The organism is Sphingomonas aliaeris, from assembly GCF_016743815.1.
In the GTDB taxonomy this organism is placed as follows: domain Bacteria; phylum Pseudomonadota; class Alphaproteobacteria; order Sphingomonadales; family Sphingomonadaceae; genus Sphingomonas; species Sphingomonas aliaeris.
Genome location: NZ_CP061037.1, coordinates 61,576 through 84,626 on the forward strand (window position 1 = coordinate 61,576; position 23,051 = coordinate 84,626).

Sequence of the window (23,051 nt, forward strand, 5' to 3'; positions counted from 1 at the left end):
CCTAGTCGTGAAAATCTGGCGGTCCGTGCTACTCCTACCCTGTCAGCCGGTCGGCGTCGGTCGTACCGGTCGCAGCGGGAGAGGAGCGGATTGTATCTGCCGCTGCCGGATGCCGGCTGTTAGGGGGATTTATGCTCAAGACACGACGAAAGCGCCTCGATCGGCGAGGAGAGGCGGCAATGGAGCGCCTGAACGAGATCGAGACCTCGATCGTGACCTTGGGGAACGAGGATCTTCTAGACCTCGCCGACATCTACAAGTCTGAGCCCCGCACCCCGTTGGGCGAGATCGCATTCGCCGAGATGGCACGACGCGGCATCAGCCTTTAACGAGGCTCTGACCCGAGCGTACTTCAATCCTGAAAGTCACCGTCATGCAGATCATCGTTCGCGACAACAATGTTGACCAGGCCCTTCGTGCCCTAAAGAAGAAACTACAGCGGGAAGGTGTGTACCGCGAGATGAAGCTCCGCCGCCATTACGAGAAGCCATCGGAGCGCCGTGCCCGTGAGCACGCCGCGGCGGTCAGTCGCGCGCGCAAAGCTGATCGAAAGCGCGCCGAACGCGATCGGTGAGCGCCGAGGCGGTATGACTATGATAGGTACTCGAATAAGTGAAACGGGGACGCTGATCCGTGACGGTGGGGCCTTCTACCTCCGTCGTGATCTCGGCGGCAGGTATCAACTCGAGCTCCAGCGCACGCCGGTTGATCTCGTAGAAAAGCGCGTGCGGCTTGTGGGCACCTTGGTCGGCGCCGGCATCGTCGCAGCCGACGGGGTCGCGCCGGCGTAGGCGCGAGGACCCAAAAGACGACATTCAGCCGTCGTTGCCCGCTCCCCAACTTCAGACATCCGTTCATGTCCGTTCGATGCCTCGACGAGCGGCCGTGGAATGACAAAAAGTGGGACGAAGCCGTCGTTCCCGTCGGCGTCGCCAGAAGTCGGCTTGTACTAAGAGACGACATTTAACGCGGTCGAGGACATAGAGCGGCCGATCCGCCGTGTCGGAATACAGCTCCGGCCGCAGCTTGCGCATGAATCCCGCAGGCGTCGGGCGTTCGACCGCGGGCTCACCCGCGCCGTCGACAATTCGGCCGTCGCTCATGCGAACGAAGCTAGAACGACCCGAGGTCCGAAACCGGTCCGGACGACGGACACCGCAGCCGGCTGCAGCCTAAACTGCGCCGACGTTCCGAGCGGCGCTGCGCCGGCATGCCCCGACCGATCCCGCACAAATCACTTCGCGACCAGATTGAGGTTCAGCGCCCCGCACTGGCACCGGACGCCGCCCTTGGGACCGCGCTCGGGCGTGACTGAATACATCTGCTCGCAAGTCGGGCACTCGAGGGAGGAGACGAGCGCGCGGAAGGCCGTGACGACCGGAGCGAAGTCGCCTTTCCCAAGGTCCGCCCAAGCGTTGTAGTGCACGCCGGTGTTCACCTGCCACTGATCGACGTTCGTCGCCTGCTTGGCCGCCGTGAAATCTGCCTCGCGTGCGACGATGGCCGCGACGACGTCGCTTTGCCCCCACGAGTTTGCGACGTCCTTCGCCTTCCTAAGCAGCTTTCCGAACTCGCCGATCGCCGCGGGCATCGTGTCGCCGAGCATGAACTGGGCGTCACCCCTGAACTCCACCGACGCGCGCAGCCGATGGCAGGTCTCCGCCGCGTAGTATTCCAGGAAACGCCGCAGCATGCCTGCGGCCTTGCTGACCTCGTTCAGCGCAAGATGGGCGTCAATCTCCTCCCACACCGACGCGTTCGTCCATTCCGTAGGTCCGGTCTCGACTGTCCAGGTCCGAAAGTGGGCCAGTCCCTTCGACTTGATGATGCCCTCGGCCCGCATGTGCCGCAGCCACACGTCGTCGTGCGTCGTGAAGATGAACTGCGTATCCGGAAACCGGTCCTTGAGCAGCGTGCAGACCTCGCGGCGGTGGCCCTTGTCGACCGACATGAGAACGTCGTCGAGCACCGCGAACGTAAAACCGGTACCCAGCAGATGCTTCATCAACGAGAGGTATAGACACAGCCCCATTCCGTCCTGGTGACCCTCGCTGTGATAGGCGCCAGGCGGGAACTTGCCGCGGCCGTAAAAGTCGACGTCGAACGCCAGCTTGCCGATCGACGGGAGCAGGGCGGCGGTGAAGTCGGACTCGTCGTCACTGTTGATGACGCGGTAGCACTCGGCGAACTCGTCCTGGACCTCCTCGTAGATCCTCTCCAGCGCCTTCGTCGTCGTGTCGCCGAATATCTCGAAGGCTGTGGCGGAGCGCTCGGCCCTCGCCCTGCCGACGGCGAGCGCCTGACGGGCCCTGCGGAACTGGTCGAGCCGCTCCTGCCCGACCGTCAGGAAGTCGCGGGCCGCGTCCTGCACGCTGGGTTCCGGCAGGGCCGCCACCGCCGCGGACACCGTCCCGATCGCCGCATCCAGATCAGGCACGCTGCTGGCGACGCCCAGCACCGCCACCGTGTCCTCGATCGGAAGGAACGCCTCCAGCTGCCGGTAGCGACCCAGAAGCACCTGCTTGAAGTCGCCCAGCGCCTTCACGTCCAATGGCGGCGTGAGCCCCTGCGAGTCCGTGATCGTGGCGGCAATCGCCGTCCCGGCCTCCCGGATCAGGTCCAGGACGGGCGCCATGCGCTCCTGAATGGCGCGCTTCCGCGCGGAGATGTTCGCAAGGTGGGACAGTTTGCCACGAAGGTGGGCGACGAAGGCGTCCTCGTCGAACGCCTTGTCGCACACCGGGCAATGCTCGCCATCGTAGAGGTCGAGCGCCGTCGTGAGCAAACCCTCCTCCTTCACGCCGCTCACCGTCGACGGATCGGCGACCAGCTCCGTCAGCGATCCTGCGATCGCCGCGCACTCCGCGGACACCGACGAGGCGGTCAGGGCCGCGAGCGCCGCCTGCAGTGCGGCGATGTTCTCGACGGCCTGGACCTTGATGACGCGCGAACGGACGCCACCCGTCCCGATGGTCGCGAGTCCGTCGACGAGCGACGTGGTGGCGAGGAGGTCGTCGAGCGGACCGAGCCCCAGTATCGCGCGCCTTGGGTTGACCGCATCGAGTATCGCGGCCTTGCCGACCTGGGTCAGCCCCAGCGCGGTTCTGAGAAGCTGAGTCGCCTCGGCCTCGTACCGTTCGAGCGGCTTCACCTCCCTTGCATAGGCGTTCGCGATCTTCTGCAGCACCACCCGCATCTTCTCGACGTCGCCGAGCTGGAGAAGGGCTTGGACCTCCTTGGCGCGGTCGCCCGGCTCGGACAGCACGAACCGTATGAGCTCGCGTCTCGACAGCACGAACTCGGGACGCGCCTTCACCTGCTCGAAGACCGCGAGGACGTCGGGATCGCCCGGCGTGATCGTCGGGGCGTTGAGACCCTTCACCGACCGGTGGATCGATGCCTTCTTGCCGTTGAGTGAAGGAATGGTGACGTCGATTGTGACCGTCGCGAGGTCGGGCTCGTTCTGCGAGTCCACGTGCGGACCGTGCTGTTTTACCGAGAGGTTGCCGGTGCCCCGACCCGACAGGCGGGAGATGTTCCCGGTGAGACCAAACTCGATCGCGTCGACGATCCCGCTCTTGCCTGTCCCGTTCGGCCCGCAGGCGGCGAAGTTCTCACCGTTGAGCGTCAACGTTAGGTCGCGGATGCCGCGGAACTCGCGAATTGAGATCTGCTGGATGCGGATCATTGCGAGTCCGGGAAGAGAGCGTTTCGTACAGCCGGCTCGGCGAACACGCCGTCGACCAGCACGAGCTTTCTGAGCTGCTCCGCGCACTCACCGAAGTCGTCGACCCGCGCGAGTTCGTCGAAGAAGGAAGACAGGACCGCGCCGGCGACGGTCGTCACGCGAATCTGCTCGCCCCCAGGTTCAAGCTGATCAGAAGGCTCCATCCTGTCTCAATCCCCCCGTCGCCGCCCCGCTGGAGTAGTCCGCAAGATCAGCCTCCCAGGGAATGTAACTTCGAAATACCTGATCGGCCAAGCGAGCACAGATTCAACCTTACCGAGAATGTGAATTTAGTCCGGGCCCTGCCCCTTCGAATGGCCGGTTCCGACGTAAAACGACATTCCTGCTGCCCGATCGGACCGACATATTTTGGTCGACACCCGCCGATGGCCTCGCCGTCGCGAGGACCCACTTCCAGTCGTTCAGAGGCATCTTTCCCTTCCTGGAAGCGGACGCTTGTTCATCTCGGCAGGTACGAAATGAGTGCAGATGGTGCGTCCGCACCAGATGGCCCGTCATTCCTCGCGCAGGCGATCTGACGCGGACTTCTGACACCGCGAACCTCGCGGAAAACGGACGTTTGCGTGTTGGTGTCACAACTGGACGGTTGTGACACCTGCCACAACGCTACCGAAACTGGAGCGCGCAGCAGCAAGTTCCTCCGCGAGCGTCGCGACGAGCGCGGCGGCCGGCATCGCACGTGCCATCGGTGCCCCTTGCCCCGCCCAATGCGCGCCGTAGCCATGCTCGCCATGTGCCTTGGCGGCAGCGTGGAGGGCTTTTCCGGCGTCGTAGGCGATCGGATAGTCGGGCGGCGTATGGCCGGCGAGGTGCGCGGCGAGCTGCGTGAAGCGGTTGGCGAGCGCACGTGCCGGTCGTCCCGAGATCAGCGGGGTGAGTGACGTGTGGTGCGCGCCGGGGCCGGCGAGGGCGGTCCGGTAGCCGTCGTCCGCGGCGGATTCCGGGCAGGTGATGAACGCGGTGCCGAGCTGAGCGGCGATAGCACCCAGCGCCAGCGCCGCGGCGATGCCGGCGCCGTCCATGATCCCGCCCGCCGCGATCACCGGCACTCGTGTCTCGCGCACTAGCAGGCGCGTGAGCGCCACGGTGCCGAGCGCGTCGTCGGGGGCGGCGGGATCGAACAGGCCGCGATGTCCGCCCGCCTCGATCCCCTGCGCGACAATCGCATCGATCCCCGCCGCCTCAATCGCTCGTGCCTCGTCAAGGCTGGTGGCGGTGGCGAGCAGGACGATCCCACATTCGCGCAAGGCTGCCAGAGCGTCGGCAGACGGTAGGCCGAAATGGAAGCTGACGACCTTCGGCCGTGTCTCCAGCAGCATCGCCAGCATAGCGCGATCGTCGGCGAAGCTCGTGTAGATCGTGCGCAAGGCCGCGGGCGGTGCCGCGCCGAACTCGGCAAACGACGGGGCGAGCCCATCCAGCCACGCCGCCTCGCGCACAGGATCGGACTTGGCGGTCGCATGAACGAAGAAATTGACGTTGAAGGGGCGCGCCGTCCGCGCGTGCAGCTCGTCGATCATCGCGCGCGCGCCTCCGGCATCCGTCGCGCCGACACCGATCGAGCCGAGTCCGCCGGCGTCGGACACCGCGGCGGCCAGCGCAGGCGTCGACACGCCGGCCATCGGCGCCTGGATCAGCGGCAGCATCATTCCGATCCGATCGAGCATCCTGGTTCCTTTCAGACGGACGAACCGATGGAACGCAGCGCCTGGTCCAGGTCGGCGATCAGGTCGTCGCCATGTTCGAGGCCGATCGACACGCGCAGCAGCGATTCCGGCGCGGTGGTCGCCGGCCCTTCGACCGACGCGCGATGCTCAACTAGGCTGTGATTGCCCCCGAGGCTCGTCGCACGGGTGAAGATGGTGAGCGCCGCGGCGACCGCCATCGCCTCGTCGCGGCCACCCTGCACCTCAAACGAGATCATGCCGCCAAAATCGTGCATCTGCCGGCTCGCGACCGCATGGCCCGGATGCGAGGGGAGACCGGGATAGTGGACCTTGGCGACGGCCGGGTGATCCTCCAGGAAGCGGGCGACGACGAGCGCGGTCGCGCTGTGGACGCGCATCCGCGCCGGCAGCGTCGCGATGCCGCGCAGCGCGAGCCAGCTATCGAAGGCGGACGCCAGCACGCCCCGATGACGCTGGATCGCGCGCAGCTCGTCCAGGTGCGGTCCGCCCACGCGGACGATCGCCGCACCGGCCATGACGTCGCTGTGCCCGCCGATATACTTGGTGAGCGAATGGACGATCACGTCCACGCCCTGCTCGAAGGGGCGTTGCAGGATGGGCGTCGCCCACGTGTTGTCGGCGACCGTGGCGAAGCCCGCGGCCTTGGCGATCGCAGTCACCGCGGCGACGTCGACGATGCTAACGAGGGGATTGGAGGGCGTCTCGATCCAGACGATCCCGGGCTCGCCCTCACGGCACGCCGTCTCGATGGCGGCCTGATCGGCCATGTCGACCACGATCGTCTCCAGCGAGCGACCGAAGGCGGTATCGGTGAGGAAGGAGCGAACGCCGAAATATATGTCCTGCGGCAGCACGAGACGGCCGGGGCGATGGAGGCGCAGCGCCTCGATCGATGCGGAGATCGCCGCCATGCCCGACGAATAGGCAACCGCGGCCTCGCCACCTTCGAGCGCGGCGAGGCAGGTTTCGAGCGAGCGGCGGTTGGGGTTGTCGTCGCGGCTATACTCGAACCCGCGAGAGAAGCCGCCATCGGCGTCGCGCTCGAAGGTGGTGGCGAGGTGGATAGGCGCGCTGACCGCACCCGTCGCGGGGTCTACCTGGCGGCCCGAGTGGACTGCGATCGTCTCGATCTGCATGAGGTCTCTCCTGTGGTTCTGGTTGTTGGCGATCACGCGGCGAGCGGTTCGCGGGCGATGAAGCAGCCGGGGATCAGCGTGCGCAGCCCCAGTTCGAGGAAGGTCGCCGCCTCGTCGAGCGCCGCGAGCGGCATGGTGTCGAGGCTTTCGAGGACGAACCACATCCGTCCGGTGAAAGTGTCGAGGCGGGTGCGCGATCCCTGTCGCCAGTTCCAGCGCCGGCATGTCACGCCCACGTCGTCGCGCCAGATCACCTCGCCGAGGGTCGCATACTCAATCGCCGGCTCGCCATTGGCGATCGTGTCGAACGGCTCGCTGCCGTCGGCGATCGTCAGGCGGGGCGCGCCCGCATAGGCTTCGATGTTCTCGCCGCCCACCGGCACCGCAAAGCGCAAGGACGCGGCGTTGTAGAGGTCGACCACGGGGTTGATGGCCGGCAGCGTGCCGTCCTTCAGCACGCGCTTTCGGAGCGCCTGCGCCGAACAGGGCGTGCGGTTCGGCTTGGCGCCGAAGCGGGTGTAGGTTTCCGCCCAGCTCGCAAGGTGCGCCTCGGCCCAGACCGGGCCACCCTCGGCGACGAACCGACAAGCGTCGGCGAGAACGCTCGGATCGATCGCAACCGGGGTGGTGCCGCGCGCATCGGCGAACAGGCTGACGGCATGGAAGCCGGGAGCGATGGTCGCGATGGCGGGGTCGATGATGGGGCGTGGGAACATGTGGACGATCATGCTCAGGAGTTCAGCGCTTGATGTCGTGGAGCCACGGCGCCGCGTAATGGTGGCGGATCGCTACTTCCGACGTTGCCAGCATCATCTTGCACAGGCCGGTACGCGGTCGCGCCTTCGAACGCGATGGAGCGCTGCTGGATGCACTCAACGCGCTGGTGGCGCGAGACAGGTAGGCGAACATGGATACACTCCGGATCGATGACAGGCAGCCCAGATCGGGCATCACCGATTTAGCGACCGGACATCGGTTAGTGAAATTCAACTACCTTAGCTGAGTGAAGCTGCGCTTCATCGCTGTACGAGCTGGCGCGCCGCTGCTTGGCAGACGGCGTCTGTGAGATGGCGCAGCGTGGCCGCGTGGAGGCGGGCAACTGTCCAGTAGAGCTTCACGTCGAGGCGGAGCGCGGGCGGCAGTTCAACAAGTCGTCCCGACGCCAGATGATCGGTAACGAGCTGGACGGGTTTCATGCCCCATCCGACGCCCGCGAGGATGAAGTCGAGCAGGCCGTGGGTTGAGGGCACCCAATGAACCGGCCCGGTGAGGTCGACGCCATGTGCCTCGCGCGCCCAGCGCGCCTGCATGGTGTCGTGCCGATCGAAGCGGATGTGCGGCGCCAACGCCAAGCTGTCGGCCGTCACGCCGTCGGCAAAGTAGCGCTCGACGAACGCGGGTGTCGCGCACGCAGCGTAGCAGAGCGCGCCAAGCGGAATGGTCTTGCACCCCTGCACCGGTTCGGGATCGTCGGTAACGGCAGCCAGCACCTCGTTCGCGCGCAGCCGATCGGCAGTGCGCGCCTCGTCGTCGAGCGTCAGGTCGAGGGTAACGTTCGGCCCAGGATCGAACGCAGCGATGGCGGCCGGGAACCAGGTTGGCAGGCTGTCGGAGTTGACTGCCAGGCGCAGCGTGATCGGCGCGTCGGCCACAGGGGCGGCAGTGCCAAGTGAGGGGGCGAGGTCATGTTCGAGGAGCCGGACGCGATCGAGGTGGGCGCACAGCGTACGCCCCAGCTCGGTCGGCTCGCAGGGTTGGCCGCGGACGATCAGGATCGCGCCGAGCCGCTCCTCGAGCCCGCGGACCCGCTGCGAGATCGCGGACGGGGTGATGCCGAGCGAGGCGGCACCGCGCTCGAAAGTACCCTCGCGGATGATGGCGGCGACCGCGGCGATGGAAGCATAGTCGAGCATGATGAAGCTATGCTTCATCGGGTTAAGATGAACAACCTTCACTTACATCGACGTCCTCGGTTAGAGTCGCGGCAGCGGCGACCACGTTCCCGCCTCCGAACAGGGAGTTTCAAGACCGGGACGGCCCGGCAGCTCGCATCGTGTGTGGAGGCTGCTGTGGCGTGGATCGTGCTTGTCGTCGGCGGGTTGTTTGAGGTTGTGTGGGCCTATGCGATGAAGCAGTCGCACGGCTTCACCCGGCTCTGGCCGAGTACGATCGCGGTTGTCGGCGTGATCTTGAGCCTCGGGCTCCTGTCCTGGTCGATGCGGACCCTGCCGCTCGGCACCGCCTACATGGTCTGGACCGGGATCGGCGCGGTCGGCGCGTTCGCGGTTGGCATCCTGATCCTCGGCGAGCCCGCCAACGCCATGCGGCTCATGGCTGCGTTGTTGATCCTGAGCGGCCTCGTCATGATGAAGCTGGCGACGCCGTAAGGGGGGAGTGATGAAGGAGCTGCTGCTGGTCTATGTCGCCTATGTGATCGCGGCCGGAGTCCCGGCCCGAGCACAATGGCGATCATGTCGGTCGCGATGGGACAAGGACGTCGCCCCGCGCTGGCGCTGGCGGCTGGCGTCATCACCATGTCTTTCGTGTGGGGGCTGGTCGCGGCGACCGGCCTCTCCGCGCTGCTGACACGCTACGCACAGACGCTCGTCATCCTGAAGATCGCCGGCGGGCTCTATCTGCTGTGGCTGGCGTTCAAGTCGGCGCGGTCGGCGCTGCGCAGCGATGCGGCGGTGGTTACCGCCCCGCGCGAGCAGCCGAGCGCGGGCGCGCTTTACCGGCGCGGCGTGCTGATGCACCTCGGCAATCCGAAATCGGTGCTGTCGTGGCTCGCGATCATGACGCTGGGGGTCGGCATGCAGGCCTCGATGGCCCAGGTCGCCGCGGCCTTCTTCGGCTGCGTCGCGCTCGGCGTGGTGCTGTTCGGCGGCTATGCGCTCCTCTTCTCCACCGCGCCGATGGTACGCGGCTATGCCCGCGCTCGGCGCTGGATCGAGGGGACGCTGGCAGTGGTGTTCGCCGGTGCCGGCCTCAAGCTCCTAACTGCCCGCTGATCCGAAAGGGACGCGCATGTCTAAGCTCTTCACAGGCCTGTCGGCCTTCCCGCTCACCCCTGCCAATACTGATGGCGTCGTCGATACCGCCGCGCTCGGTCTGCTGATCGACCGCCTTGTCACGGCAGGCGTGGACTCGATCGGGCTGCTCGGCAGCACAGGCATCTACGCCTATCTCGATCGGCACCAGCGCAAGCGGGCGGTAGCCGCGGCGGTGGAAGCCGCGAGCGGTCACGTGCCGCTGATCGTCGGTGTCGGCGCGCTGCGAACGAGCTGGGCGATCGACCTCGCCCGCGACGCGGAGCGCGCGGGCGCATCGGGGTTGCTGCTGGCGCCGGTATCCTACGCTTCACTGACCGATGGCGAAGCAGCAGCTCATTATCGCGCCGTCGCCGGCACCACGGCGTTGCCGCTGTGCGTCTACAACAATCCCGGCACCACCAACTTCACCTTCTCCGACGCGCTCATCGCCGAGCTGGCGGCGGTGCCGGGGATCGCCGCGATCAAGATGCCGCTGCCGGCGGACGACGGCTATGCCGGCGAGCTGGCGCGGTTGCGCGCCACCACGCCCGAGACGTTCGCGATCGGCTATAGCGGCGATTGGGGCGCGGCCCCGTCACTGCTGGCGGGCGGCGATGCCTGGTACAGCGTCGTCGCCGGCCTGCTGCCCGAACCGGCGTTGCGCCTGACCCGTGCGGCGCAGGACGGCGTTTTCGACGAAGCGGCCGCCATCAATGCGGCGTTCGCGCCGCTGTGGTCCCTGTTCAAGGCGCACGGCAGTCTCCGCCTCATGTACGCCATCGCAGACCTGCTCTCGCTGCAGATCGGCGATCCGCCCCTACCGATCATGCGCGTCGGAGCTGACGTCGTGGCGGATGTCGGCACGGCTCTTGACCATTTGGGGGTGTGACGGGCTGACCGACCGTCTTCTTACAAGCGAGCCTTTAGCGGGACAGCCAAGAAGAAGGGGCCTCCGCGGTGCGTGCAGCTAAAATGATAAGGATTGGTCAGAAGCCGCAGTGCCGTATGGTGTCACAACCGAACGGTTGTGACACTTGCTGATCAGCCACTCGCTGCTGCACTGACCCACTTCCGGTCGCTCAGGGACTACCAAACGCCACCCGAAACCGGCCGCTTGTTCAGCATCACCGACGGCCGACCAACCACATTTACGAACCGCAGGTTTACTGCGCCCACGTACGCTCGATCGGCCGATCCGGCCCGATGGAGACGATCGATGGGTCACTCGCCGATGGACCCCGCCTTTCACGAACTTCGACCTTGGAACGAAGGCCGGCTTATCGGTGCGAAGCGGGCGCTGAAACAGAAACAGGTCTGGGCCATTCGCTTCTGGCTCGACCAGCATAGACGACTGCGCGACCGAGCGCTGTTCGATCTTGCCATCGACAGCAAAGCTGCGCGGCTGTGATGTGGTCAGGGTGCGGATCGGCGATGTAGTTTCCGGCGGGCGCGTACGTGACCGCGCCGTCGTGGTTCAGCAGAAGACCAAACGACCGGTTCAGTTCGAGCTGATGGACACCGCACGTAAGACGATGCGGGCATGGTTGGAAAGACGCGGCGGGACGATGAACGACTTCATCTTCCCGAGCCGAAACGACTATATGGCTCACATGAGTACGCGGCAATATGCCCGCCTCGTGCACGAGTGGGTGGTCGGCATCGGCCTTCCGGCTCAGGATTATGGGACGCACTCCCTTCGGCGCACAAAAGCACCGATCATCTACAAGGCGACTGGCAACCTCCGCGCCGTTCAGATTCTTCTCGGCCATGCAAAGATCGACAGTACGGTGCGCTACTTAGGCGTAGACGTGGAGGACGCTCTGGAACTGGCCGAACGCACAGAGGTCTGAGCGAGCCAATTGCGGGCGCTCCGGCGTCGCCGATCGCTGCTCAAACCGGAAGTTTGTTAATATAGACGAATAAGTACGAGCCCGTTCCGTGCTCAGAGACGTTGAGTTGGTTCAGTCGCTTTTCCGATCCTGGCGGAGCCCCTGCCCCGACGGAGAAGACACATGCGCGCACTATGCTGGCACGGTAAGGGCGACGTCCGCGTCGACACCGTCGCGGACCCCGAAATCAAGCATCCGCGCGATGCGATTATCAAGGTTACCGCCTGCGCGATCTGCGGGTCGGACCTCCACCTGCTCGACGGCTACCAGCCCACCATGGAGGCCGGTGACATTCTCGGTCACGAGAACATGGGCGAGGTCGTGGCCCTCGGCTCCGAGGTGACCAACCTGAAGATCGGCGACCGCGTGGTGGTGCCGTTCACGATCAGCTGCGGGGACTGCTGGTTCTGCCGCAAGGGTCTGTTCGCCGCCTGCGACCGCACCAATCCCAATGCCGAGATGGCCGCCAAGGCGATGGGACACTCGCCCGCCGGCCTGTTCGGCTTTAGCCACATGCTGGGTGGCTATTGCGGCGGTCAGGCCGAGTATCTGCGCGTGCCGATGGCGGACATCGGACCCATCAAGATCCCTGATAGCGTCACCGACGATCAGGCGCTGTTCCTGTCGGACATCTTCCCGACCGGCTACATGGCCGCCGAAAACGCCCAGATCGAGCCCGGTGATACCGTGGCGATCTGGGGCTGTGGCCCGGTCGGCCAGTTCGCCATCCGCTCGGCGCTGATGATGGGTGCAGGCCGGGTGATCGCGATCGACGAGGTGCCCGAGCGTCTCGCCATGGCCGAGGCCGGCGGTGCCGAAACGATCAACTTCGCCGAGACGGACGTGTTCGACGAGCTGCAGGCGCGGACGAAGGGACGAGGACCCGACAGCTGCATCGATGCAGTGGGTTGCGAGGCGGCCGGACACGGCGCGGCCGATGCCGTCATGGACAAGGTCAAGGCCAGCATGATGCTCGCCACCGATCGCGTCCACGTGCTGCGACAGGCGATCATGAGCTGCCGCAAGGGCGGCACGGTGTCGGTACCCGGCGTCTACGTCGGCATGGGCGACAAGCTGCCGATCGGGGCGGCGATGAACAAGGGGCTGACCATCAAGCTCGGCCAGACCCACGTTCAGCGCTACACCAAGCCACTGCTGGAAAAGATCGTGGCCGGGGAAATAGACCCGAGCTTCGTCATCACGCACCCGGCCAGCCTCGAGGACGCGCCCGAGATGTACGCCAGGTTCCGCGACAAGGAGGACGGCGTCATCAAGGTGGTCATGCGCCCGCACGGCTGAGTTGCGCATCCCTCATTGTCGTGGCGGCGTGCGATCCCCTTTTTGAGGATCGAGCGCCGCAACGACCGGCGCCCGGCCGCTGACAGATAAAGTGGTGCCATGCACGGGCTGTGTTCGTTGAGCCGTCCCAGATTACTGAATGGAACGAGATGCACGAGATCAACCGCGGCTCTGGTCGCAAACTGCTGCTTGTCCACGGGCTGGGCGGAAGCTCGCGATCATGGAGCCCCATTCTAGACTCGCTTGGCGTCAGCCGAACGGTGATAGCGATCGACCTGCCCGGACATGGCGCGACCCCGGCAGAGCACGATAGTGGGACGTTCGACGGCCTAGTCGGCAGCGTGCAGCGCTTCATCGTTGAGAACGAGCTGACCGGGATCGACGTCGTGGGCAGCTCGATGGGTGCGCGGATAGTGCTCGAACTTGCCAGGCGTGGCGTCGTCGGCAACGTCGTCGCACTTGACCCGGGCGGGTTCTGGCGTGGTTGGGAACGCACCTTCTTCAAGACCACGATCGGTGTCTCGGGCCGCTTGTTGCGGGCGATCCGGCCCGCCCTACCGATGTTGAGCCGTCACGCGGCCTCGCGCACCGCCCTGCTCGCCCAATTGTCCGCGCATCCATGGGCGCTTGATCCGCAGATGGTGGCGACCGAGCTCACCGATCTCAGTACGACACAGACGTTCGATGCGCTTGTGCATGACCTTGCGGCCGGGCCCGAGCAGACCGGTCCTGCTGCCGACAGCACTGGCCGGATCGTGATCGGATGGGGCAGGCATGACAGGCTATGCCTGCCGCGGCAGGCGGCGCGCGCAAAAACTGCGTTCCCGTCCGCAGAGCTGCACTGGTTCGAGTCCAGCGGTCACTTTCCAATGTGGGACATGCCGGACGAGACGGTCGAGGTCATCCTCACAGCTACGCTGTGAACTTAGCGGGCTGTAACGCCGACCCATTTCCCGCCATTCACGGCACCTTATTGGCTCCCCAACAACGGTCACTCGTTCATGCGGTTTGTTGATGCCACGGCCGCCCTCCCGCCCTGACCGTCAGGCGCCGGCGCGGACGACGCGCATGCCAACGCAGATGCCGTCCTGGGCGCGATCCCGACCTGCGCCCGTACCACCGCCTTCAGCGGCAGGAGATAGCCGCCGTCCCTAGGAAACAGCGACGTAGTGAACCATGCGCAGCGATGCTGTTCGCGACTAGCACGCAGCCCCAGCCGTAGCTCGCCTCACGCGCGGCGTAGCTGACCTCGCCGAGATGCTCGGTGGTACGCCCTCGCTTGCGGGCCTTCAAAGGAGCAGGCAGCATGATGCGATGCTCGTCATCCTCCTCGCTATGCCGCCGCAGGCATATCACGCGATCCCAGGCAATACGCGGAATTGGCAGGAGCGGCTACGCGGTACGCCGGCAGTGCTAGGACAAGTGACTTACACGATCGGCGAGACACGCCTCACCCGCCAGGGGGTATGCGGGGTCTGTCGGCGGATCGCGCTGGTCGCGGCCGACGCCGGGCTGGTCGACATCTCGGGCGCGAGCTGTTCGAGGCGATCGCGGCACTCTCAACCCACTCGCTGCGGGTCGAGTTGACCCAGGATCTGTTCGCTGCGGGTGAGGATGGCGCGGGCATCGCGCTGACCCTCCGATGGTCGTCGCCGGCGACGGCGTTGCGCTATCGCCGCAAGCTGGCCGTGCGGAGCAATGCGGCGTCCCGCGTCCTTTCAAAGGTTAGACGGTGACACGCGGCTAAAAGGACGCTTTTGTTATTCGAGCGGCAGGCAAGCTGCGCGATGGCGGGTCGTGGGAGGGGTTGGCCAGGACATGATGACGAAGTTGACTCCTGAGCAACTTGGCGATGCCGGCGAGGATCTCTTCAAGCTTCTTTGCTCGCAAGCCCAGCTAATTCCGAACCCAAGCATACGCGATCGGACAGGTTGGGATTTTCGTGTCGAGTTTCCCATGGGCGACGCTACAGCGACGACGCTCGACAAGCGCTTACCGCGCGTGTGCCAGGTTCAGATCAAGGCGACTGCCGGGAGCAGCGGCGTCGTGACCGCACCCTTGTCGGCGGTGGATCGCCTTGCAAAGGACACAGCCCCTGCGGCGATCGTCATTTTCCGTATGCGAGCCGACGGCACGCCGCTGATGGGATATGTGGTCGATCTGATCGACGATGAACTCGCGCGTATCCTTCAGCGGTTGCGGAGTGTCGATAAAGCCGGCCGCACCGACACCAACCGGATCAAGATCACCTTCGATTATCGCAAGGGTCGCGCCTTCAAGCCGACGCCGACTGGTCTGCGGGAGGCTTTAAAGGTCACGAGCCCCTCCGACGTTGCCGCTTATAGCGACAAGAAGCGGCATCAGCTCGCCACGCTCGGCTTCGACGACGATGGCGGTATCGAGGCGAACGCACTCGTCTGGATCGAGAGCCAGGATCATCTCATGAGGATGATCTCAGGGCTCGCGCCGCTTAAGCCGATCAAACTCGACGCGTATGAGCGGCGCTTCGATATTCTTCTGCCCTACACTGGTTCGCTCTTCGACGGCGTCGACGAGTTTCCGATCCAGCTTCCGATGGTCGGCGCCTGTGAGATCGTCGTCCGCGGCGGCCCGCGTGATCCGGCAGCCCTGTTCGTGTGTGAAGCGTTCGCGCCGCCGCCGATCGATGGGGCGCCGCTGATGGTGATCCGCCACTCGATGATGACGGCTGTGTTCAATGAGGACGGCCTCGAGGTCGAAACCGTGGGGCACTTCTACGAGGATCGTCACAGCGTCAACGAATGGATCCTGCTGCTCCGCGCGCTGACCTATCTCGCCTCAGACAAGGGATCGATCGAGCTCGAGTTCAAAGGCGTTCGGATCAGCACACCCCGCCGCTGGCCTGCGCGGTCCGGACGCCGAAAACCTGCCACGCCTCCTGCGGTTCTTCGAACGCTGGAAAGAGGCACTGTTGCTCGCCGGCGTGAGCATGGGCGACGACGTGGCGCTGAGCGCCGTTTGGGACGCGAAGTCGGAGCAGAGCGGCCTCGACATATTGTGCAACCCGCACCCGATCGCGACCCTCGAGTTCGACGCGATCGACGGCCTCGATCTGCAATCGGGGGCGGACGCGCTCTTCTTCAACACGCTTTCCTTCGGTGGGGCGTCCTTCACCTTCGCCGTGAAGGTGAGATTGGTCCGCCCCGATGCAAGATCGTCGCGCTTCGTGTCATCGCGGTTCGAGCTGCTCGACATCCGGGCAGCCGTCGCCGACCTGGAAGCCTATGCGGCGGAACAAGCCAATGCACATGACCTCAGCATCGTAATCGATCCGCGCAACCTCACGGACACGTCCACGCAGCTGGTGGAGTAGCCTCGCTGCTCGTTGACCCGTTTCGCGTGTCTTGCGCCCCCGCTATCCGATGGAGACCTTCCACGACGGCAAATCGAGTGCTTTCATGTGGCGCACCTGGTCCCAGGTCAGCCGGTCTTCATCCACAAATTCGAGGAGGCCGCGGATCAGGCGGGGAATCGCGATCGTCGCGCGAACCGCATCCGGTAGCTCGCTGACCGTATCGGTTAGCGGCTGGCCGTATCGGTGCGTGCGCTCTTTCATGATGGCCTGGATCGCGCCCAGGTCGGCTTTCGAAAGCCGCTCCGAACAGCGGCGGTCCGGATCGCCGGCGGGCGACATGCGGAGGTATTGGCCGCTAAAATCCGGCCGCTCGTTCCGGGGGTAGAGCTGGTGGTTAAGATAGGCCTCGATGGTAAGCGGGAGCTGTTTGTCCCAAAGCTGGAGCGTCCACATCGAAATGTCGGGGTCGCGAAGCAGCAGCTCGAGGCCCCGGGACGCCGCTTTTTCGGTGTCGGTCCGCCGGCGAAGCGCGTCGCGAAGCGCGAGCCGAGCCTTGCGATCGCGCGTCGAGAGCTTGCGCCCCTCCGTTGCGCGCAGTTGCTCGAGGAGGGCGTCGCTTTCGTGTTGCCGGACGACGATGTGCCCGCTCGGCCAGTCGTTCAGATCATGGACGAGCTCGCGCACACTCAGTTCGAGGTCTTTACCGCTCTTTTCCAGCAGACCGCCCTTCAGCATCCAGGTCGCGAGGAGGGGCGAGCGTGGGGCCCCGCCACCGGCTGGCCCGAAATGCTTGTCGGCGACGGCGGTGTCGAGCGTGGCACGCCGGACGATCTCGTCCCAGCCGAGAACGACGATTTCGAAGAGCTTCTTGCGTTTGTGCTGCTCGTTGAGGGTGCGGACGTGCGCCAGGATCGGAGCATCGCTCGGTGCGGTCGTGAGGATATAGAACGCCTTGAGGGCGGGGGTGAATTTCAGGGCTTCCGCGACCTCGATGTCGACATCGGCTTTCGACAATTTGCTGACGGGCCAGCGCGAGCGACGCTTGCATTGGAGCCCGATCGGATAAAGCGCGCCGTTTCTGGCGACGATGTCGACGCCATTCTGACGCTGGCCCGCGCGCCCGTGACGCACGAGCGCGGGGTCGCGCCACGCCGACTGAAAGACATCGGCGCACAGCTCTTCGAACTGCTCCCACGAGCGCGGCGGGGCATAATCCGCGTGCGCATGAAGATTCATGGCGTGGGTTTGCCAGCCTGAGGCGCCGACGCGCTGTTTCCGGCCGCTGTTGTCGGCAGTGGTGGCAGCGGTGCCGGCTTGGTGTCCGGCGCGGGTGGTCGCGGTCGCATGTAGGGGCCGGTCGGGCCCAGCCAGAGAGCGGCGGTCACGCCCAGCGTCACCGCGGCGATCATCGCGACGACCAGCGCATTTTGAAGCGGCGATACCAGGGCTCGCCATTCTTCACGATCGTCCAGTTGGCCTTGAGGGGCAGGCGCGCAGCGGCGAGGATCGATGGGACCGACGTGGCGAGCGCCGCCGCGTCGGTGGCGATCATGCGGTCGCGCAGCGTCCCGATTTCGGCCCGGATTTGGGTCCACTCTTCCTTCTTTGGATTTTCGCGCAGCTCGATCCTCGCTCGGGCCGCATCAAAGGCGGCGAGGCGCTCGACCTTCTTGGCAACGTCAGGCTCTTCCACATAGGCGAGGGCTTGCGCCGCGACCGCTGCGAGATCCTCGCGCTGATCGTCGATCCAGGCCTGGCGGAATTCGCTGATCTTATTCTCCTTGCCGATGACGGCCGACATGGCCGCGATCAGGCCGGCGAGCGTTCCGCCGGCAAGCCCGATCAGCGGCGGGAGCCAGTCCTTTGCCTGCAGATCCATGAGGCCCCTCCCTTTTTGCCCGGCACCATGCCGCTAGATCCCATCCTTCCGGCGAGGCTATAGGGGGACGTGGCCGACCGATGCACTCGCTTTATCCACGGCAAGGTGTCGGGTGTGAGACTCATTCGGATTGACGCCTCAACGCGGTGCTAGAGCAGCTTATCGGTAACCCGCAGATCCTCTCCCCGCCAGCTGTGTAGCAATAACTGCTGGTCAGTGAATATTGACATATTGTCGAATATACGATAGATGAACCTTATTTGCTGGACAGGAAATATGTTGCAATTTGAACAGGACGAACAGGAGCTTCTGGAGGGGCTCATTGAGGCCATCGGTGGCCTGCCGGAGGGTCAGGCATGGATCGAAGGCCGCGAGGTTACGGTCGCGCCGCGGGGCGGTAGGGTCGATGCGATCGTCGAGGCGATGATCGCTGGCCGGTCGCTTCAGCTCTTAATTGAGGCCAAGCGCGAAGCCTTCCCGCGCGATGTGCGCGAGGCGATCTGGCAGCTGCGCAACCATCTCGCGCACCAGACCGGCCTCGATCGAGAAGTCGTGCCATTCTTCGTCGCCCGCGCGATTTCACCCGGCGCGCGCGAGATCCTGCGCGAAGAGAAGATCGGCTTCTACGACCTCGGGGGCACGCTCTATATCCCCTCCCTCAGCGCCTTCGTCTATATCGACCGCCCTGTTCCCCGGAAGACCACCAGGGCCCTCGGCTCGATCTTCCAGGGTCAGCGGGCCCGGGTCGTTCAGGAAGTCTTCGCGCGCCGCCCCGAATGGGTCAGCGTTAAGCAGATCGCCGAGGACGCCGAGGTGTCGCCTGCGACAGCCTCGGATACGCTGCGCGATATGGAGCGCCGCGAATGGATCGAGGTCGAGGGGTCGGGGCCATCGAAGCTTCGCCGCCTCTGCGCGCCCACTCCCGTGCTTGATGCCTGGGCGGCGTTCCTGGTCGACCAGAAGCCGCCTAAGGTGCGCCGCTATTATGTCTCGTGCGCCAATACGGACGAACTGGCCCGCAAGCTCGACCGCGCGTGCCGCGATGCCGATGCCGCTTATGCGGTGACCGGGGAGGCTGCGGCGCAGGCCTATGCGCCCTATCTTTCCAGTATCTCGCAGCTGCGCTGCCGGATTGCGCCCGGTCCCTCGCAGGATCGGGCGCTCGAGGTGCTTGACGCGCGCCGGGTCACGGAGGGTTGGAACCTCGGGGTCATCGAGACGAAGGCGCGCGGCGATGTGACCGTCGGGGAGCGCATCGATGGTGTAGCACTTGCCCAGCCGCTGCAGGTTTACCTCGATCTTCTGCAGGGCTCGGGGCGCGCCAAGGAGATGGCGGCGCATCTGCGCGAGGAAAGGCTCGACCGCTGATGGGTAAGCCGCGCACCATCGGCGGCTACGCCGCCGCCGTCACCGAAGGCTGCGAACGCGTCCTGGTGACGCTCTTGCGGGGACTCGGACCCTGGAAGGATTCGGTCTTCCTCGTTGGCGGCCTCGCGCCGCGCTACATCATCACCGCCCGACCGCCCGCGATCCCAAGGCATGCTGGAACCGGCGACGTTGATGTCGTCGTCGACATCGCGATGCTCACCGACACCAAGGCCTATCAGTCCCTTGAGGAAAATCTGCGTGCAATGGGGTTCGAGCGGGCCGAGAACGAAGCCGGTAAGAAGCAGTCCTGGCGTTGGCGGGCGCAGATCGAGGGCGGCGCGACGATGATCATCGAGTTCCTGGCAGACGCGCCGGAGCTCAGCGGCGGCCGCGTGACCGAGCTTCCGACCGAAGGCAATGTCACCGCGATCAACATCCCCCACGCCTCGATGGTCTTCGATCTTCACGACAAAGTCGAGATCACAGCCGAGCTCCTAAACGGGGGCGGCCGGGCGACCGAGGTTGTGCGCTACGCCGATATCGTCAGCTTCACCTGCCTCAAGGCGTTTGCGTTCGATCACCGTGCCGAACCCAAGGATGCGCACGATCTGGTCTATTGCATCGAGCATTATGAAGGTGGGGCGGACGGCCTTCAGGCGGCTTTCAAGGAAGCCCTCTCGGGCAGCCACGAGGGCGTGATCCGCGACGCGCTGGCGAAGCTGCGCGTCCGCTTCGTTGATTCCAATCCGGACGAGAGCCACCTGCGCGATGGTCCGACAGCGGTCGCCCGGTTCGAAGAAGATGATATCGACGCTGAGGAAGATGAAGATGCCCGCGACAGGCGGATCCTTCGCCAGCGCCGCACGGCCGACGTGATGCAGCGCTTCCTGGCGCCCTTGGAATGACGATGACTGGTAGGTAAAAGAAACCGGGCCTACTCCAGCATCGGTAGGGTGGCAAAAGAGAGACCGACACGATGGACATGGCAGAGGCTCTCAGACTTGATCGCGGCGCCCGGTTCTTCCGGGGCGATCTGCACATCCACAGCATTGCCGGATCGCACGATGTCACGGATGCGGCGGCCACGCCCGAGGCGATCGTGCGGACCGCGCTGGCTGAAGGCCTCGATCTGATCGCCATCGCAGATCACAATGAGATCAGCGGGATCGGCGCGGCGATCGAGGCCGCCAGGGGCACCTCGCTGCTCGTCGTGCCGGCGGTCGAGCTGTCGACCGCCCATGGGCATGTCCTTTGCTACCTGCCGACGTTGGACGCGCTGACGCGCTTCCACGCCAGATTGTCGCTGGTCGATCGCGGACAGGCAAATTCGCGGTGTTCGAACGGCGTGGTCGATATCCTCAATCTCGTCCGTGAGGGCCGCGGTTTTGCCGTGTTGGCGCACGTCGACGGCGGCAAGGGCCTTGAAACCGAGGTGCCGGGCAGTCCGCCGCACAAGCGCGATATCATCTGCCACCCTTCACTTCTCGGCATCGAGTTGAAGCGCGGCGACAGCGATGTGTCCTACTCGGATCTCGACGCCGATGCCGACCGCAAGTTGCTCGGCCGCCAGCGGATCGAGGTCCTGGGCCTAGGCAAGAAGCAGTATCTCGCGCGCCTGCTGAACTCGGACTCGCACACGCTGGCAGCGCTCGGCCGAAATGCGGCAGGTGACCGTAAGGTGACCCGCTACAAAATGCAGGAGGTAACCTTCGAGGCATTGCGCCTCGCGCTGCAGGACAGCGATGCGCGTGTTCGCATCGAGGAGGAAGTGCCGAACCGCGTCCCCATTGTTCGCGCCCTCGCGATGAACGGCGGCTTCTTGAGCGGTCAGGGCATCAATTTCAGCCCGAACCTTAACTGCATCATCGGCGGACGCGGCACGGGCAAGTCGACGACCTTCGAGGCGATCCGGTGCCTCACCGGACAATCGGGGACCGGCGATGTCGTCGATTCCGAGGTCTGGCCCGAACTGATCGATCTTGTTGCCGAAGATCAGTCGGGGCACGAGCTGAGGCTGCGTCGCCGGATGAACGGCGAGGTTGAAGATGCGGACGACCCCGACGCCCTGCTGCCGGAATTCCCGGTCGAATGCTATGCCCAGAGCGAGGCGGCCACGATCAGCCAGAATGCCACGAGCGATCCCGCCGGCCTGCTGAGCTTCCTTGATCGCTTCATCGGCGTCGCCGCCGATCTGAAGGAGGAGCGAGAGGTGCGCCAGGCGCTCCTTGAGTCCGAAGCCGACCTCAAAACAGCGGCCGAAAACGTGGCCAAGATCCCTCAGGTAGAGCGCGACCTCAAATACAAGAGATCGCAGCTTGCCGCGCTTGAGGCGCAGCGCGGCAAGGAGGTGATCGGACTGATCCGCCAGCTGGAGCAGGAGAAGGAGGTGCGGATGTCGCTGCGCCGCGACCTGCAGGAGCTGCTCGGCCTGACCTCGAACGAAGCCTTGCGCGAGCGCATCGAAAGCATCGAGACGTCGGTCGACCCGACCGCTCTGACGATCGGCGGCACTGAATATCAGGCGATCGCGCAGCAGGCGGCGGCGTTCAAGGGCAAGGTTGCCGTCGCGGAGACCGATCTCCAGGCCGCGGCCAAGCTGCTCAGCGACGTGATCGAGCGGCAGCTGACAGCGTGGCGCGCCAAGGAGGCAGCCGCCAAGACCGACATCGACCAGAAGCGCGCCGCCCTCGAGGCGAACGGTGTGCGGCTGGACATGGTCTTCATCAACAGCCTCTCGACTGACGAGGCCCGCTTGGCTGAAAATCTGCGCAAGCTGAAGACGTGGGAGCCTGGGTTGGAGCGTCGCCGCAAGGAACGCGCCGACCTCGTCAGGAAGCGCTGGGATATCCGGGATCGCATCGCGACCAAGCGTAGCGCCTATGGCGTGAAGGCGAGTCGGACGCTCAAGTCGGTGCTGACCGACCTGATCGTGTCGCTCAAGTTCCTGCACAGCGCCCATTCGCCATCGGGTTGCGCGGTGATAACCGAAGCCATGGGTTGGCGAACCTCCCAGGTTCCCAGGGCGCCGCTTCTCATCGAGAAGCTGTCTCTGCCCGGCCTCGTGCAGGCAGTCCTCAAGAAGGACAAGGCGACGATTAAGGCGGTGAAGGCAAGCGACGGTGCCACGGTGTTCGCCGATGCCGATGCCCAGACGATCATCGACAATCTGTCCGCACCTGAGGTGATGCATAAGTTGCAGGCGGTCGAGGTCAGCGACCTGCCCCAGCTGGTCGTGACCAAAGCCGTGACAGGTCAACTCCGTCCGATGGTTCGCGACTTCAGCCGGCTGAGCCTGGGGCAGAAGCAGTCGGTGCTGCTGGCGCTGATGCTCTCCGCCGATTCCAACCGGCCGCTGATCATCGACCAGCCGGAAGATCATCTCGACAGCGAGTTTATCTACCAGACGCTCGTCCCGGTCCTCCGCCGGGCGAAGGAGCGCCGGCAGGTGATCATCGTGACGCATAACGCGAATATCGCGGTTCTCGGCGATGCCGAGCAGATCATCGTCCTGAAGGCACAGGACGACAACGGCCAGATCGTCTCGCGCGGATCAATCGATTATGGGGCGACGCGGCAATTTGCCTGCGACATCCTGGAAGGATCCGCCGAAGCTTTCAGGCGCCGCGCCGCGATTTACGGCGTAGGCTAGAGACCGCCTGGCGTCCGCCGAATAGGCTG

Annotated in this window: 20 protein-coding genes and 3 pseudogenes; 14 read left to right on the forward strand and 9 right to left on the reverse strand. The window is 65.1% G+C overall.

Going from position 1 to position 23,051, the window contains the following annotated elements; translation table 11 throughout:
* Nucleotides 1-179 precede the first annotated feature (179 nt).
* The 3 genes from H5J25_RS20030 to H5J25_RS21020 are packed head-to-tail and all read left to right on the forward strand — an operon-like array spanning nucleotide 180 to nucleotide 791.
* Nucleotides 180-329, forward strand: a complete 150-nt coding sequence (locus tag H5J25_RS20030) for a hypothetical protein (protein ID WP_202096740.1) — start codon at nucleotides 180-182, stop codon at nucleotides 327-329.
* 44 nt (nucleotides 330-373) lie between these two features.
* On the forward strand, nucleotides 374-574 hold the full coding sequence (rpsU, locus tag H5J25_RS20035) for a 30S ribosomal protein S21 (protein ID WP_202096741.1): 201 nt from the start codon (nucleotides 374-376) through the stop codon (nucleotides 572-574).
* 19 nt (nucleotides 575-593) lie between these two features.
* A complete protein-coding gene (locus tag H5J25_RS21020) occupies nucleotides 594-791 on the forward strand; it encodes a DUF5818 domain-containing protein (protein WP_404829631.1) in 198 nt (65 codons plus the stop codon).
* 443 nt (nucleotides 792-1,234) lie between these two features.
* Here the strand turns inward: H5J25_RS21020 and H5J25_RS20040 are convergent, their stop codons facing one another.
* From H5J25_RS20040 to H5J25_RS20070, 7 genes are all read right to left on the reverse strand, one after another.
* The gene (locus H5J25_RS20040) at nucleotides 1,235-3,688 is read right to left on the reverse strand and encodes an AAA family ATPase (protein WP_202096742.1); all 2,454 of its coding nucleotides are present in this window, start codon (nucleotides 3,686-3,688) and stop codon (nucleotides 1,235-1,237) included.
* The gene (locus H5J25_RS20045) at nucleotides 3,685-3,846 is read right to left on the reverse strand and encodes a hypothetical protein (RefSeq protein WP_202096743.1); all 162 of its coding nucleotides are present in this window, start codon (nucleotides 3,844-3,846) and stop codon (nucleotides 3,685-3,687) included. Before H5J25_RS20045 ends, H5J25_RS20040 begins: the two co-directional genes overlap by 4 nt.
* A gap of 474 nt (nucleotides 3,847-4,320) precedes the next feature.
* Nucleotides 4,321-5,415: an NAD(P)H-dependent flavin oxidoreductase gene (locus H5J25_RS20050; RefSeq protein WP_202096744.1), complete on the reverse strand. Its 1,095-nt coding sequence runs from the start codon at nucleotides 5,413-5,415 to the stop codon at nucleotides 4,321-4,323.
* Nucleotides 5,416-5,426: 11 nt separating this feature from the next.
* Nucleotides 5,427-6,572 (reverse strand): trans-sulfuration enzyme family protein, encoded by a 1,146-nt coding sequence (locus tag H5J25_RS20055; protein WP_202096745.1) that lies wholly within the window; start codon nucleotides 6,570-6,572, stop codon nucleotides 5,427-5,429.
* A gap of 32 nt (nucleotides 6,573-6,604) precedes the next feature.
* Nucleotides 6,605-7,288, reverse strand: a complete 684-nt coding sequence (locus H5J25_RS20060; protein ID WP_202096755.1) for a B3/B4 domain-containing protein — start codon at nucleotides 7,286-7,288, stop codon at nucleotides 6,605-6,607.
* Nucleotides 7,289-7,310: 22 nt separating this feature from the next.
* Nucleotides 7,311-7,481, reverse strand: coding sequence for a hypothetical protein (locus H5J25_RS20065; RefSeq protein ID WP_202096746.1), 171 nt, complete (start codon nucleotides 7,479-7,481; stop codon nucleotides 7,311-7,313).
* A gap of 107 nt (nucleotides 7,482-7,588) precedes the next feature.
* On the reverse strand, nucleotides 7,589-8,485 hold the full coding sequence (locus H5J25_RS20070; RefSeq protein WP_202096756.1) for a LysR family transcriptional regulator ArgP: 897 nt from the start codon (nucleotides 8,483-8,485) through the stop codon (nucleotides 7,589-7,591).
* Between the two features lie 156 nt (nucleotides 8,486-8,641).
* Here H5J25_RS20070 and H5J25_RS20075 point away from each other — a divergent pair, with 156 nt between their 5' ends.
* The 8 genes and pseudogenes from H5J25_RS20075 (at nucleotide 8,642) to H5J25_RS20115 (ending at nucleotide 16,083) form a co-directional block, all read left to right on the forward strand.
* Nucleotides 8,642-8,959, forward strand: coding sequence for a DMT family transporter (locus tag H5J25_RS20075; protein WP_202096747.1), 318 nt, complete (start codon nucleotides 8,642-8,644; stop codon nucleotides 8,957-8,959).
* 10 nt (nucleotides 8,960-8,969) lie between these two features.
* Nucleotides 8,970-9,583, forward strand: a pseudogene (locus H5J25_RS20080) (LysE family translocator).
* A 16-nt stretch (nucleotides 9,584-9,599) separates the two neighbouring features.
* A complete protein-coding gene (locus H5J25_RS20085) occupies nucleotides 9,600-10,493 on the forward strand; it encodes a dihydrodipicolinate synthase family protein (protein ID WP_202096657.1) in 894 nt (297 codons plus the stop codon).
* Nucleotides 10,494-10,820: 327 nt separating this feature from the next.
* A pseudogene (locus H5J25_RS20090) lies at nucleotides 10,821-11,454 on the forward strand (tyrosine-type recombinase/integrase).
* Between the two features lie 162 nt (nucleotides 11,455-11,616).
* Nucleotides 11,617-12,792 (forward strand): zinc-dependent alcohol dehydrogenase, encoded by a 1,176-nt coding sequence (locus H5J25_RS20095; RefSeq protein WP_202096658.1) that lies wholly within the window; start codon nucleotides 11,617-11,619, stop codon nucleotides 12,790-12,792.
* 149 nt (nucleotides 12,793-12,941) lie between these two features.
* A complete protein-coding gene (locus tag H5J25_RS20100; protein WP_202096659.1) occupies nucleotides 12,942-13,715 on the forward strand; it encodes an alpha/beta fold hydrolase in 774 nt (257 codons plus the stop codon).
* 409 nt (nucleotides 13,716-14,124) lie between these two features.
* Nucleotides 14,125-14,528, forward strand: a pseudogene (locus H5J25_RS20110) (integrase); the annotation flags it as partial.
* A gap of 82 nt (nucleotides 14,529-14,610) precedes the next feature.
* Entirely contained in the window at nucleotides 14,611-16,083 is a 1,473-nt protein-coding gene (locus H5J25_RS20115) for a hypothetical protein (RefSeq protein ID WP_202096660.1), read from the forward strand.
* Nucleotides 16,084-16,186: 103 nt separating this feature from the next.
* Here H5J25_RS20115 and H5J25_RS20120 read toward each other — a convergent pair whose 3' ends face one another.
* Nucleotides 16,187-17,362, reverse strand: coding sequence for a PDDEXK family nuclease (locus H5J25_RS20120; protein ID WP_202096661.1), 1,176 nt, complete (start codon nucleotides 17,360-17,362; stop codon nucleotides 16,187-16,189).
* 169 nt (nucleotides 17,363-17,531) lie between these two features.
* On the reverse strand, nucleotides 17,532-18,005 hold the full coding sequence (locus H5J25_RS20125) for a hypothetical protein (RefSeq protein ID WP_202096662.1): 474 nt from the start codon (nucleotides 18,003-18,005) through the stop codon (nucleotides 17,532-17,534).
* Nucleotides 18,006-18,281: 276 nt separating this feature from the next.
* Here H5J25_RS20125 and H5J25_RS20130 point away from each other — a divergent pair, with 276 nt between their 5' ends.
* From H5J25_RS20130 to H5J25_RS20140, 3 genes are all read left to right on the forward strand, one after another.
* A complete protein-coding gene (locus H5J25_RS20130; protein ID WP_202096663.1) occupies nucleotides 18,282-19,373 on the forward strand; it encodes a hypothetical protein in 1,092 nt (363 codons plus the stop codon).
* The gene (locus H5J25_RS20135; RefSeq protein WP_202096664.1) at nucleotides 19,373-20,278 is read left to right on the forward strand and encodes an antitoxin; all 906 of its coding nucleotides are present in this window, start codon (nucleotides 19,373-19,375) and stop codon (nucleotides 20,276-20,278) included. The genes H5J25_RS20130 and H5J25_RS20135 overlap by 1 nt, the downstream gene beginning before the upstream one ends.
* Before the next feature lie 71 nt (nucleotides 20,279-20,349).
* Nucleotides 20,350-23,022: a TrlF family AAA-like ATPase gene (locus H5J25_RS20140; RefSeq protein ID WP_202096665.1), complete on the forward strand. Its 2,673-nt coding sequence runs from the start codon at nucleotides 20,350-20,352 to the stop codon at nucleotides 23,020-23,022.
* Nucleotides 23,023-23,051 lie beyond the last annotated feature (29 nt).